The 12833-nt window shown below is 60.5% G+C and carries 11 protein-coding genes; 6 read left to right on the forward strand and 5 right to left on the reverse strand.

Annotated features, from left to right (window positions below; genetic code table 11):
• Nucleotides 1–15 precede the first annotated feature (15 nt).
• Both KB892_RS11805 and hpxK read left to right on the forward strand, forming a co-directional pair.
• Nucleotides 16–1257 (forward strand): pyridoxal-phosphate-dependent aminotransferase family protein, encoded by a 1242-nt coding sequence (locus KB892_RS11805; RefSeq protein WP_004179945.1) that lies wholly within the window; start codon nucleotides 16–18, stop codon nucleotides 1255–1257.
• Nucleotides 1254–2513, forward strand: a complete 1260-nt coding sequence (hpxK, locus tag KB892_RS11810; protein ID WP_004148417.1) for an allantoate amidohydrolase — start codon at nucleotides 1254–1256, stop codon at nucleotides 2511–2513. Before KB892_RS11805 ends, hpxK begins: the two co-directional genes overlap by 4 nt.
• A gap of 32 nt (nucleotides 2514–2545) precedes the next feature.
• Here hpxK and KB892_RS11815 read toward each other — a convergent pair whose 3' ends face one another.
• Complete coding sequence (locus tag KB892_RS11815; RefSeq protein WP_002905232.1) at nucleotides 2546–3523, reverse strand: NAD(P)H-dependent flavin oxidoreductase; 978 nt, start codon at nucleotides 3521–3523, stop codon at nucleotides 2546–2548.
• A gap of 174 nt (nucleotides 3524–3697) precedes the next feature.
• On the opposite strand from KB892_RS11815, the gene KB892_RS11820 reads away from it, so the two are divergent.
• Both KB892_RS11820 and KB892_RS11825 read left to right on the forward strand, forming a co-directional pair.
• Nucleotides 3698–4588, forward strand: a complete 891-nt coding sequence (locus KB892_RS11820) for a LysR family transcriptional regulator (protein WP_004218747.1) — start codon at nucleotides 3698–3700, stop codon at nucleotides 4586–4588.
• Between the two features lie 64 nt (nucleotides 4589–4652).
• Complete coding sequence (locus KB892_RS11825; RefSeq protein ID WP_004179939.1) at nucleotides 4653–5186, forward strand: hypothetical protein; 534 nt, start codon at nucleotides 4653–4655, stop codon at nucleotides 5184–5186.
• 232 nt (nucleotides 5187–5418) lie between these two features.
• Here KB892_RS11825 and KB892_RS11830 read toward each other — a convergent pair whose 3' ends face one another.
• Both KB892_RS11830 and KB892_RS11835 read right to left on the reverse strand, forming a co-directional pair.
• Nucleotides 5419–6519: an NADH:flavin oxidoreductase/NADH oxidase gene (locus tag KB892_RS11830; RefSeq protein WP_004199939.1), complete on the reverse strand. Its 1101-nt coding sequence runs from the start codon at nucleotides 6517–6519 to the stop codon at nucleotides 5419–5421.
• 107 nt (nucleotides 6520–6626) lie between these two features.
• Entirely contained in the window at nucleotides 6627–8234 is a 1608-nt protein-coding gene (locus KB892_RS11835) for an FAD-NAD(P)-binding protein (protein ID WP_004184114.1), read from the reverse strand.
• A 275-nt stretch (nucleotides 8235–8509) separates the two neighbouring features.
• Here KB892_RS11835 and KB892_RS11840 point away from each other — a divergent pair, with 275 nt between their 5' ends.
• On the forward strand, nucleotides 8510–9742 hold the full coding sequence (locus KB892_RS11840) for an MFS transporter (RefSeq protein WP_004199937.1): 1233 nt from the start codon (nucleotides 8510–8512) through the stop codon (nucleotides 9740–9742).
• Here KB892_RS11840 and KB892_RS11845 read toward each other — a convergent pair.
• On the reverse strand, nucleotides 9739–10665 hold the full coding sequence (locus KB892_RS11845; protein WP_004199936.1) for a DMT family transporter: 927 nt from the start codon (nucleotides 10663–10665) through the stop codon (nucleotides 9739–9741). The genes KB892_RS11840 and KB892_RS11845 overlap by 4 nt on opposite strands.
• Before the next feature lie 201 nt (nucleotides 10666–10866).
• On the opposite strand from KB892_RS11845, the gene KB892_RS11850 reads away from it, so the two are divergent.
• A complete protein-coding gene (locus tag KB892_RS11850; protein WP_004199934.1) occupies nucleotides 10867–11967 on the forward strand; it encodes an iron-containing redox enzyme family protein in 1101 nt (366 codons plus the stop codon).
• Here KB892_RS11850 and KB892_RS11855 read toward each other — a convergent pair.
• A complete protein-coding gene (locus KB892_RS11855) occupies nucleotides 11943–12521 on the reverse strand; it encodes a TetR/AcrR family transcriptional regulator (protein WP_004199932.1) in 579 nt (192 codons plus the stop codon). The two genes, KB892_RS11850 and KB892_RS11855, sit on opposite strands and share 25 nt — an antisense overlap.
• Between the last annotated feature and the right edge of the window lie 312 nt (nucleotides 12522–12833).

A 12833-nucleotide genomic window follows, 5' to 3' on the forward strand; every position in this document is an offset into this window, starting at 1 on the left:
CGTAAGGAATGGCAGATGGATATCACTCAGTTTTCGCAAATTAACCCGCCGCAGCGCCTGCTGATGGGGCCGGGGCCGATCAATGCCGACCCGCGCGTGCTGCGCGCCATGTCGAGCCAGCTGGTTGGCCAGTACGATCCGGCGATGACCCACTACATGAATGAAGTCATGGCGCTCTACCGCGGCGTGTTTCGCACCGAAAATCGCTGGACGATGTTGGTCGACGGCACCTCGCGCGCCGGGATCGAAGCGATTCTGCTGTCGGCGATCCGTCCCGGTGACAAGGTGCTGGTGCCGGTGTTCGGCCGGTTTGGTCATCTGCTGTGCGAGATCGCGCGTCGCTGCCGGGCAGAGGTGCACACCATCGAGGTGCCGTGGGGTGAGGTCTTTACGCCGGATCAGGTTGAGGATGCGATCAAGCGCGTGCGGCCGCGCCTGCTGCTCACCGTGCAGGGCGATACCTCCACCACCATGCTGCAGCCGCTGGCGGAGCTGGGAGAGATTTGCCGTCGTCACGATGTGCTGTTCTATACCGACGCCACCGCGTCGCTCGGCGGTAACCCGCTGGAAACCGACGCCTGGCAGCTGGACGCCGTGTCCGCCGGGATGCAGAAGTGCCTGGGCGGTCCTTCCGGCACCTCGCCCATCACCCTCAGCCCGCGGATGGAAGAGGTCATCCGCCGCCGCCGCTGCATTGAGCAGGGGATCCGCACCGATGCCCATCACGATGGCGTCGACGAGATGATCTACTCCAACTATTTCGATCTCGGCATGGTGATGGATTACTGGGGGCCGGAGCGCCTTAACCACCATACCGAAGCGACCTCGGCGCTGTTCGCCGCCCGGGAGTGCGCGCGCCTGATCCTCCAGGAGGGACTCGACAACGGCATCGCCCGCCACAAACTGCACGGCGATGCGCTGCTGAAGGGCATCCAGGCGATGGGGCTCGAGACCTTTGGCGACCTGCGGCACAAAATGAATAACGTGCTGGGGGTGGTGATCCCCAACGGGGTCAACGGCGATCAGGTACGCAAACTGATGCTGGAAGATTTCGGCATTGAAATTGGCACCTCGTTTGGTCCGCTGCACGGTAAAGTCTGGCGCATTGGCACCATGGGCTATAACGCGCGTAAAGACTGCGTGATGCAGACGCTCAGCGCGCTGGAAGCGGTCCTGAACTACCTCAGGTTCACCACCACCCAGGGCGCGGCGATGCAGGCGGCCTGGGATCACTACCGCACCGAGGCCACCCTATGAGTGACACCGTCCGCCAGCAGGCGGAGAGAGAGGCGGCCGCCAGCCGGGTGATGGCGCGTGCCGATCGGCTGGCCGCCCTCAGCGAAACCGCCGATGCCCTGACCCGGGTCTATCTGTCGCCCGAGCATCTGCAGGCCAACCAGCTGGTGGGGCAGTGGATGCAGGCTGCCGGCATGATGGTGTGGCAGGACAGCGTCGGCAACATCTGCGGACGTTATGAAGGACAACAGGAGGGGGCGCCGGCGGTGCTGCTGGGCTCTCATCTTGACACCGTGCGCAACGCCGGACGCTACGACGGCATGCTCGGCGTGCTGGCGGCGATTGAGGTGGTCCAGCGTCTGCACCAGCAGGGGCGACGGCTGGCGAAGGCAATCGAGATCGTCGGCTTTGGCGATGAAGAGGGCACCCGCTTTGGCATCACCCTGCTCGGCAGTCGCGGCGTCACCGGCACCTGGCCTGAAAGCTGGCTGTCACAGTGCGATTCCGACGGGGTGAGCGTCGCCCAGGCGCTGGTGAATGCCGGACTCGATCCGGCGCGGATCGCCCACGCGGCCCGTCACCCGCGGGATATCGCCGCCTATCTGGAACTGCATATCGAGCAGGGGCCGTGCCTGGAGCAGGCGGGGCTGGCGCTCGGCGTGGTGGAGGCGATTAATGGCGCCAGACGGCTGAACTGCCGCTTTACCGGCGAAGCTGGCCATGCCGGCACGGTGCCGATGCTTCATCGCAAGGACGCCCTCGCCGCGGCGGCGGAATGGATGATGCAGGTGGAAAACCTGACCCGGCAGCACGGCGGTAACCTGGTGGCGACGGTCGGCACCCTGCGCTGTGCGCCGGGCGCGGTAAACGTGATACCGGGCGAGGTGCAGCTGACGCTGGATATTCGCGGCCCGCAGGATGCGCCGCTGACGGCGCTGCTGGAGGAACTGCTGGGGCAGGCGCAGGCCATTGCCGGGCGCCGCCAGCTGAGTTTCGCCGCCGAGGAGTATTATCGCATCGCCGCCACCGCCTGCGACAGTCACCTGCAGGCGGTGCTGAGCGAGGCGGTGGTGGCGGTGCAGGGCCGTTCGCTGACGCTGCCGAGCGGCGCAGGGCATGACGCCATCGCCATCGCCGAGCGCTGGCCATCGGCCATGCTGTTTGTGCGTTGCCTGGGGGGCGTCAGCCATCACCCGGCGGAGTCGGTCACCGCCGCCGACGTCGGGCTGGCTATCGACGCGTTCTCCCGGGCGGTAGAGAAGGTGGCTGACGCCTGATCGCGGCGGTTACCGTGCCCCGGCTGGCGGCTTCATACCGCCAGCTGATTGACCACCTCGGCGACGGAGGTGATGGCATGGATGTTGCCGATCCCCGCGCCCACCGAGATATATCCCTCATCAGTATTCCCCTCCAGCATGCCCAGCCGCATCCCGCGCAGCCCGCCCATCGCCTGGGCCAGCTCGGCTTTTGAGGCGCCGGCCCGGTCCATGGCTACCAGTGTGTCGCTCAGTTTGCCGGGCAGCGCGCGGTAGTAGTCCGGCAGGGTACGGAACAGGCGCAGATCCAGACCGTTGGCGGCCACAATTTTCGCTTTCACCGAGTCGGGAACCCGGCTTTCGATGGTGCTGATAAATACCGAACCGGCGAAGACGCCCTCCGCCCCCAGGGCATGAACGGCGCGCGCGCCCCGGGCGTCGGTGATCCCTCCGGCGGCCATCACCGGAACCCGCTGTACCGCGTCGACGATCAGCGGGACGATGGTGAAGGTCCCGAGGGCGGTACCCGGCAGCGTGCCGCCTTCGTCAAAGCCGGTGGCGACAATAATATCCGCTCCGGCCTGCTCCGCGCGGCGGCTGTTCTCCGGCGTCGGGTTGATGTCACGATAGATAATGGTGATCCCGGCGGCTTTCAGTTCGTCGAACAGCGCCGGTTTTAACGAACCGTCGCCGTAGCCGGTGTAGACCACCACCTTAACCCCTTCCTCTTTGATCACCGGGAGGATCGCCGGCGTCCAGATGTCATTTTCCGCCGTCGGGATCAGGTTGACGCCAAAGGGTTTCTCCGTCAGCTGTTTGGTTTTGCGGATCTCTTCGCGCATTTTCTCGGCGGTGGCCTCCGGGGTGGAGACGGCGGTTGCCGCCGTCAGTCCGGCGTTCGGGCCCAGCACGCCAAGCCCACCGGCGTTGCCGACGGCCGCCACCAGACGAGCATCGGTTAGCCAGGAGAGGGGCCCCTGGACCACCGGTTTTTCAATACCCAGAATGCGGGCGACGCGGTTAGGTTGCATGCTATTTTTCCTTGTATGTTAATAAGTTATAAATTTGTTCGCCCCAGCGATGCGGCAATGAGGGCAGTGTAGGCGTCTTTATTGTTTTAAAAAATGAGCAAAAACTTTCATCACTGTTATTAAATTAGTAATAATGTGAACTGATGAAGAGGTGGGAGGCGGGTCATCATGCAAATGAATCTGTTTGAAAATATTAAAATTTTTATTGAAATCGTCGATGCCGGCAGCTTTGCCCAGGCGGCGGAAAATTTGCAGATCCACCGACCGGCGGTGACCAAAGCACTGCAGCAGCTGGAGCAGGAGAGCGGGGTCCGGCTGCTGCAGCGCACCACCCGGCGTCTGTATCTTACGCCGGAGGGGGAAGAGTTTTATCGTCGCAGCAAACCGTTGCTCTCCCAGGCCGACGATCTGCTGGAGTCGTTCGCGCCGGACCGGCCGATCCGCGGTCAGCTGCGCGTTGATATGCCGATCGCCTTTGCCCGGCTGCTGGTGATCCCGCATCTGCCGGATTTTTATCAGGCCCATCCGGAGGTGGAGATTGTCCTCAGCAGCTCCGACGTACGCCGGGATATGCTGCGCGATGGTCTGGATTGCCTGCTGCGGGTGGGGGATCTTGAGGATGGCGACTATGTGGCGCGTTCACTGGGGGAGGTGGCGTTAACCACCTGCGCCAGTCCGGGCTATCTGGCGCGCTATGGGGCGCCCGCGACGCTGGAGGACCTGCAGTCGCATCTGGCGGTGAACTGGGTGAACAGCAGCAGCCGGCAGATTATGCCCTGGCGATTCCAGACCCCGGAGGGCATCAGGCAGATCGCCATTCCCGGTAAACTGGTGCTGGACAACTCTGAAGTCTTTACTGCTGCCGGGCTGGCGGGGCTGGGGATGCTGCAGGGGATGCGTTTCTTTTTGCAACCTTATATCGACAGCGGGCAACTGGTGGAAGTTTTGCCGGACTTTCCGGCGCCGCGTCGACCGTTGTCGCTGCTCTATCCGCACCGGCATCTCTCGCATAAGGTTCGGGTCTTTGCCGACTGGCTGCAGGGGCTGGTAGCGACCCTGGACTGACAATCGGCGCTGTCGCCTTGACTCTATCGGCTGAGCGTTTATATATAAAATGTGAATGCTATTAATGCAACGAATCACAAAGCTGGATAACGACTTAACCTGTAAGGGAATGCTGATGAAACTCTGGAATAAAACACTACTCGCTTCCGCCCTGTGCCTGACCCTGTTTGGCTGCGACGATGCGTCGAAAGTTGATAACAAACTGGATAAGGCTAAAGATAATGCGGAGCAGATGAAGGATGCCGCGGCGGATAAAGCGCAGGCAATTAAACAGGATGCGGATAAGCAAATCGATACGCTGAAAAGCCAGGCTGACGCCGAGGCCGATCGCCTGAAGGATCAGGCCAGCGCCATCAAGGCCGAGGCGGACAAGAAGGCGGACGCCATCGCCCAGCAGGCGAAAGCCCAGGCCGATGCGGTGAAGCAGAACGCAAAGCAGGAAAGTGACCGTATAGTCAAAGAGGCGGGTCAGATCAAAGACAACGCCATCGGTGACGCCAATCAGCTCTCGGCTGAAGCGGCGAGCAAAACCAAAGCCATCCAGGACAGTATCGCGAAGGATAAACAGAACGCCGCACCGCCTGCCGCACAGCAGTAACTCGCGGTGTTTGTCTGACCCGCCGCCCGGAAATATAGGGAGCGGAGCCTGATAGATTGCCCGGCGGCGCTGCGCTTGCGCGGCCTACGCAGGGGGCGGGTTGGCTGCGCAATTACCGGGTATCGCCCTTTTGTAGGCCGGGCAAGGCGTCGCCGCCGCCCGGCACATGGACCGCAATAACATCCTGCTCAGGGGTATCTTACGATACCCCTTTTTTATGCCCGCCGTGGGTTCAACGGTTTGGCAGCAGGGTGCCTTTCAGGCCGTGCGGCTCCGAGCGCAAATACTGCGACGGCACACGGACCTGGGCGCCAAGGCTGGCCGCTGCGTGCCACGGCCAGTGCGGATCGTAGAGTACCGCGCGGGCGAGGGCGATCAGGTCGGCATCGCCATTCTCCAGCGCCGCTTCCGCCTGCTGCGGGTCGGTGATCAGCCCCACGCCAATCACCGGGATGGCTACCTGCTGGCGAATGTCGCGGGCGAAAGGCAACTGGTATCCCGGCCCAACGGCGATCGCCTGCTGCGGCGACAAACCGCCGCTGGAGACGTGAATATAGTCACTGCCCAGCGTTTCCAGCTGCTGGCTAAACTTAATGGACTGCTCGCAGTCCCAGCCGCCTTCGACCCAGTCGGTAGCCGACAGCCTGACGCCCACCGCCATGGTGTTGCCCACTGCCTCGCGGATCGCCTTAAAGACTTCCAGCGGATAGCGCATTCGATTCTCCAGCGAACCGCCGTACTCGTCGCGGCGCTGGTTGCTGAGCGGCGAGAGAAACTGGTGCAGCAGATAGCCGTGGGCGGCGTGCAGTTCAATCAGCTCAAAGCCCAGCCGCTGGGCGCGCAGCGCGCTGGCGACGAAGGCCGCTTTGATGCGCGCCATATCGGCATGGCTCAGTTCAGCGGGGGCGCGATCGCCATCGTGAAACGCCACGGCGGAAGGGGCGACGGTCTGCCAGCCACCATCGTTGAGCGCCAGCTGATGGCCTCCCTGCCAGGGGGCGGCGCAGGATGCTTTGCGTCCGGCATGACCCAGCTGGATCCCCAGACGGATCGGCGACCAGGCCCGAATATCTTCGACTACGCCGCGCAGGGCGTTTTCGGTTTCATCATCCCACAGCCCCAGATCCCCCGGGGAGATACGCCCCGCAGGCTCTACCGCCGTGGCTTCCAGAATTAACAGGCCGGCGCCGGAGAAAGCCAGTTGGCCAAGATGGATCCGGTGCCAGGAGGTCGCCTTACCCTCGTCGGCGGAGTACTGACACATCGGGGCGATAACGATACGGTTATCAAGGGTGAGTTGACCAATTCGCGTCGCGCTAAAAAGATGACTCATGAATACCTCGTAAATGTTAAACGTGGTCGTGCAGGGGACGGACAGTTGCTGTTTATAGCACGCCTGTTCACCCCCCCAGTATTCGGATATTGCGCTTAAGCGCTCCGCTATTCGATATACCAGAGACGGCGCCGTCGGCCGGCGGCCTGCTGCGACACGGCGCGGGCCATAGCGCTGCCAATCTCGGCGCTGGCCGTCAGCCCCTGCACAAAGGGGCGATCGTGCATCAGCCAGGGAAGGGCGCCGAAGGCGACCCGGCCGCGCACTGTCTCCGGCGCCTGCAGCGTGTAGTCATCACCGACGTCCGGAATGTCGTCGCCGCAGGCCAGCAGCTGCTGGCGCAGTGAAGGGAAGGGCAGATCCCGGGTTTTCAGCGCTTTTTGTCCGCGGGCATCGATAAAGACATCGAATTCGCAGCGCTGACGATGATGAACAATCAGCGTCCGGTCAGGCTCCCGCTGCAGCTCATAATCTTCGCCCAGCGTCAGGATCCGCAGAATGCCAGCCCGGTGCAAGGCCAGCAGCCGACGTATCGACTCCGGCGGAATGGCGGCGTAGTTATCGATAAATACCCGAGCGAGGCCCTGGCGGAAGCGACGGCTGTCCGCGTCGTTGAACTGCGGCACCACGGTTTCAATCGCCTCATGCAGGCGCAGAATGGCATAGCGCCAGGGCACCGTGTGGTGTTCGCGCTTATTGCGCTCCACCTCCTGCAGATTGCGCTGCGCCCACTGAAAGGGGTCATGGGTGAGGCGGTCGGCAAACCAGGCGTCGGCGATACTGTCAGGCGTCAGCTGACGAAGCCCGATCGCCTCGCTCCAGTCGGGGGCGGCATATTCCAGCTCTTTAACGATCAGCTCAAAAATCCGATCTAACAGAGCGTCGCTACCCTCCGCAATGGCCGCTTCGAGGGCGGCGGGAGTGGCAATCTCCAGCGGCTCCCACGGGATCGGGCAGTAAAAATCGGCCTCCGGCAGCACGCCGTGGCGTGACATCAGGGTGATCTCCAGCGCTTCGCTGCCTGGATGGAGGGAAAAATGGGTCGTTTTGTCGTCCTCGGTATGGAAAACGCCGTGGCGGGCCACTACCGCCACGGCGGCATCAATCGCGCTTAATGAAGTCCCAAGGATCCCCACCCGACAGGGGGCAATGCGGGCCTCCATCAGGCCGGTCCACGGGCTGGGGAAGTACTGTCGGCTGGCGCGCTCTTCTTCAGGCCACAGATGGCCGGTGGCAATCGCCACCAGGTCGACAATTACCGGGTCTGCTGCACTATCGGTGTGGATGGCGATCCCGGTGGGCTGAACCGCAATATCCGTGACTTCACAGGATTCACAAACGCTAATCACAAAGCCGACGTCCCGGGCCCGCTCAACGAGGTACAGAAAACGGTCGCGATAGTATTCGCCGAGGATCACCCGCGGCAGAAACTGGCGCTCATGCAGGGCGTGCCGTTCAAGCCCGCGCGCCGCCAGCCAGTCATCGCTTTGCTGCTGCAGCCATTGCAGGTAGGTCAGGTCGATGGGGGGGATCTCAATGCTGGCAATATTGGCCAGCATCTGCGCCGCGGTATTATCGTCACTGTAGGGCATACCCACCCCGGCCTGCGCCTCTTTTTCAAACAGGGTGATGGCCAGCGGCTCACCGCGCTTCACCAGTTCATAAAAGGTGTAAATCCCCGTCGGCCCCACGCCGACGATGGCAATTCTCTTCATGATTCTCTCCCTTCCTGTGGGCAGATGCGGCATTGATGACGCTTCGCTTAAGCGAACCTGGTTTTAATTCTGGTCGAAAATTGCCGAACCGGTGAGGGGAACACGCAATTTGAAACAAATTAGCATGCTAATAAACTTGCCGATTGTCGTAAAAGGGGTGTAATTAACAAAAGAGCAACTTTCTATACAAACAATTTACACAAGCGGTGACCCCAGCTCGCTCTGCTGGACGCCGCGCACACTCCCGGCAATGCCGTCGGGATAGGGATGACAAGATGCACGGCTGGACCTCACGACAGCGTAATGCGGCGATAGCCAGTTTTTTAAGCTGGACGCTCGATGCTTTCGACTTTTTCCTGTTAGTTTTTTTACTGAGCGATATCGCCCACTCGTTTCATGTCGACCTTGAGGAGGTCACCCTGGCGATTCTGCTGACTCTGGCCGTGCGGCCCGTCGGCGCGCTAATTTTCGGCAGGGCGGCGGAGAAGTTTGGTCGCAAACCAATCCTGATGCTCAACATTGTGTTCTTCTCGGCTTTTGAGCTGCTCTCCGCCGCCGCGCCGTCGTTGATGCTGTTTTTCCTGCTGCGGGTGCTGTACGGCGTGGCGATGGGCGGGATCTGGGGCGTGGCCTCTTCGCTGGCGATGGAGACGATCCCCGACCGCTCGCGCGGCCTGATGTCCGGCCTGTTCCAGGCGGGATACCCCTTCGGCTATTTGCTGGCGGCCGTCGCCTACGGGCTGCTGTTTGAACAACTCGGCTGGCGCGGGATGTTTGTCATTGGCGCCGCGCCGGTGCTGCTGCTGCCGTTTATCTATTTCTGCGTCGAGGAGTCTCCGGTTTGGCAGGCGGCCAGGCAGAATAAAGAGAGTACGGCCCTGCTGCCGGTACTGCGTAGCCACTGGAAGCTGTGCCTGTACCTGGTGGTGCTGATGGCGGCTTTCAACTTCTTCTCTCACGGGACGCAGGATCTTTACCCGGTCTTTTTGAAAGTTCAGCACGGCTTCGAGCCTAAAACGGTCAGCATCATCGCGGTCTGCTATAACATCGCCTCGATCATTGGTGGAGTGTTCTTCGGTTCGCTGTCGGAGAAGATTGGCCGACGCAAAGCGATTATGATCGCCGCCCTGCTGGCGCTGCCGGTCATTCCACTGTGGGCTTTCGCCAGCGGCTCGCTGGCGCTGGGGGCGGGGGCGTTCCTGATGCAGTTTATGGTTCAGGGGGCCTGGGGGGTGATCCCCACCTGGCTCAATGAACTGGTCCCGGCCAACACCCGGGCGGTGCTGCCCGGCTTCGTCTACCAGCTGGGTAATTTGCTGGCTTCGGTGAATGCCACTCTCCAGGCATCAATCGCCCAGCATCATGAGCATAACTACGGCCTGGCAATGGCCCTGGTGGCCGGGACGGTGGCGATTGTCATTACCGTCCTGACCTTTTTTGGTCGCGAAGGCCGGGTGATCCAATCCGCAGGAGCGGGACATCACCAGCCGCTCTCCACCAGCCGTTAACCTCTGTGACCGGGTGTCGACAGGCGCCCGGCCGCCTGGCGTTTTTCCAGGGAGCAAATGACAATCCCCAGCATGATAAACAGCGCGCTAAACAGATGCCAGGCCTGCGGTTGAGTATGCAGGAAGAGGATGCTCAACACCCCGCCGGAGAGAGGGATGATGTGGGTGTAAATTTCGCCCCGCGTGGCGCCAATGGTGGCGATACCTTTGTTCCAGAACAAATAGGCCAGCCACGATGGGAAAATTACCAGATACGCCAGGCCGCTGAGGAAAAACGGCTCGCGCCAGGCTGCCGAGTCCTGCGCCGGGTGGCGCATCAGCCAGAAGATGACGATTGGCAGCAGGATCAGGGCGCCGAGCAGCGAGCTGACGGCGACAAAGCCATTCGCCGGGATACGGCGGTCCTTCAGACGTAACAGCGAACAGTAGAGCGCCCAGCTCAGCGCCGACCCCATCGCCCACAGGTCGCCGATGGCAAAGGTGTGCAGAGAGGCGGCGTGCAGCGGATTTCCCTGAAATAAGAGGATCATCACGCCGAGGGTGCTAAAAGCCACTCCGAGCCAGTTACGCCCTGATACCGGGTCGCGGAAAATCAGCCGGTTAATCAACAGCACCATGCTCGGCGTGGCGGACATATAGATGGCGGCGTTGAGCGCGGAGGTGGTTTGCAGGCCAATATAGAGCGTAAGCGGGAAGCTGACCTGGCCACAGAGGGTGAGCACCACCACCGCCGGGGCGTTTGCCCGCAGCAGGTGGCGACTGCCGACGATTTGCCGTCGGTAGAGCAGGCCCAGCAGCAGCGCCGTCAGCGCCCAGCGCGCTTCGGTCATCAGGATCGGATCCACGCCCTGCACCAGCACGTGCCCGACAACATAATTCCCGCCCCAGAACAGAGCCGCCAGCGTCAGTAACAGATAAGGCATGATGGTTCCTTGTGTCGTTTGTCACTGTACTGAATGGTAATGTTATTGTTTTTATAATATCAATAATATTTTAGTGGTTTTTATTGTATTCATTTAAATTCTTTGATAATCAGTAAATTGAAAGCACGTGTGAAATTTACGTTGCCGCATTATGGACGGTACTATACCGTATAGTAGCCATGTATTTCACAGGGATAAATCATGCGTAACACAGATAATGGGGTGATTGGAAGCGACCAGACCGCGGTGATGGCCAGGCTGGCGCTGGATGAGTTAATTGACCAGCTTCTGCACAGCAACGCGCTGTCGCTGAAGCTGACGGCCAACCCGCTGGTGGCCGACAGAGCCTGGCATCTCACTGAGAATACCTGCATCCGCGCCTTCTCCGCTGACGATCCACAGGCCAAAAAGCGTGCGCACCACGCGCTGTTCATTCTCTATCAGTCCTGGCTTGCCGACCCGCTCTCGCCAGCGGCTGCCAATCAGTTTCATCCGCTGCTTTCCGGGATCAGAAATTACATCGAGTCTGAGTGGCTGCGGGCGGAATGCAAACGCTTCCACCACCAGAGACCAATGCTTAACGCCGGCAATATCGTCGACGAACTGCGCGCCTTATGCCAGCAGCACCCGGCGTCTCATCATCCGCTGTTCGATTTCCTTGCCAGCGAGGCCTCTGCGGCGCAAATCGACTATTTCTTCAAAAGCGACAGCGCCCTCAATCTGCTTTTCTTCGATCTGGTGGCGATGGGGCTGGTGGGCTCGCTGCCGGAAACCCGCGCTGAGATTGCGCAAAATCTGTGGGATGAGATAGGCCAGGGCAGCACTGAGATCACCCACGTCAATTTGTACAAGGATTTACTGAAGCGGCGGAATATCGCTTTGCCGGACAATCATTTTGCCCATTTGTACGAGTGGCAGGGGCTGGCCGGGTATAACGCCTTTATGCTGGGCGGCGTTAACCGTCAGCATTACTACAAATCACTGGGCGTGATGGCCATGACCGAGCTGCTCGACCCGCCGCAGTATGAAAAACTGGTGGCGGGCTGTCGGCGGATTGGGCTTTCCGAGCGCGACGTGCATTACTATGCCGAACATATCACGGTCGACATCGGTCATGCGGATGGCTGGCTGAACAATGTGATTGTGCCGATTGGCAAAAAACATCCGGCGGCGATGGAGGAGGTCTTCTTTGGCGCCGCGCTGCGTCTGCAAACCTGCAACGATTACTATGATGGTCTGCTGGCGGCCCTGCAGTCGCTGGGCGGCAGCTTATCATCTCACAGCGTACCGCCTTCTGAGTAAATAAGCGCTTTGGCCGCGCTCCAGGCGGTCACCCCTGGCGGGATCTCCCGGCATTCGGCGGACTCGGCCTGCTGGGCGGCGATGGCGCCATCGATGAGCATCACCATCATCATGGCCACCCGCTCGGCAGGTTCCGGTTTTAACACCTGCAGGAGGATATCGCGGAAGAACTGCCAGAGGAGCGACTTAAATCGGGAGCATTGCTCCCGGATCGCCGGCGATGACGCGCCATATTCAAACAGCGCGCGGGTAAACATGCAGCCGTGGAACGTTTCGCAGGTAAACCAGCGATGGTAGTAGTCGAACACGGCGAACAGCTTTTCCCGCGCGCTGGCTTTATCCGCGGTGATCTGCGCCAAATCCTGCATAAATTCGCTCTCTTTCTGCTTGAGGATAGCCAGAATGAGCGCCTCTTTATCGGCGTAATAGCGGTAGAAGGTCATTTTGGAGATGCCAGCATGTTCAGCAATCCGCTCGATGCTGGGCGACTGATATCCTTCGCGATTAAACAGCGTGCTGGCGTGGCGGAGAATGTCCGCTTGTTTTGGCTTCATGCGTTTTCCTGTCGAATGGTTCGCTGTCACGATTGCCGGTGACACGGCCGTCCTGCGACAGCGGTGCATTATGCCGGATCTTGCCGCCAGACGGGCAAAAAGTAAATCAGCCGCGGTTTATGCGGCGTCGGTTCCCTCAATAAAAACAAGATTGCGTAGACATACACAAGTCATGTCCTTATGTTTCTGAACCGACGTATTATTCGGACCTTTATACACATAAGCTGTGAATGATGTACTTTCTGATAGGCATTATTTCTGAAGTCTGAGACGGTTACAGCAGGACAGGCATCGAATGAGGGTATTACAGAC

This window comes from Klebsiella sp. P1927 (assembly GCF_018204675.1).
GTDB lineage: Bacteria > Pseudomonadota > Gammaproteobacteria > Enterobacterales > Enterobacteriaceae > Klebsiella > Klebsiella pneumoniae.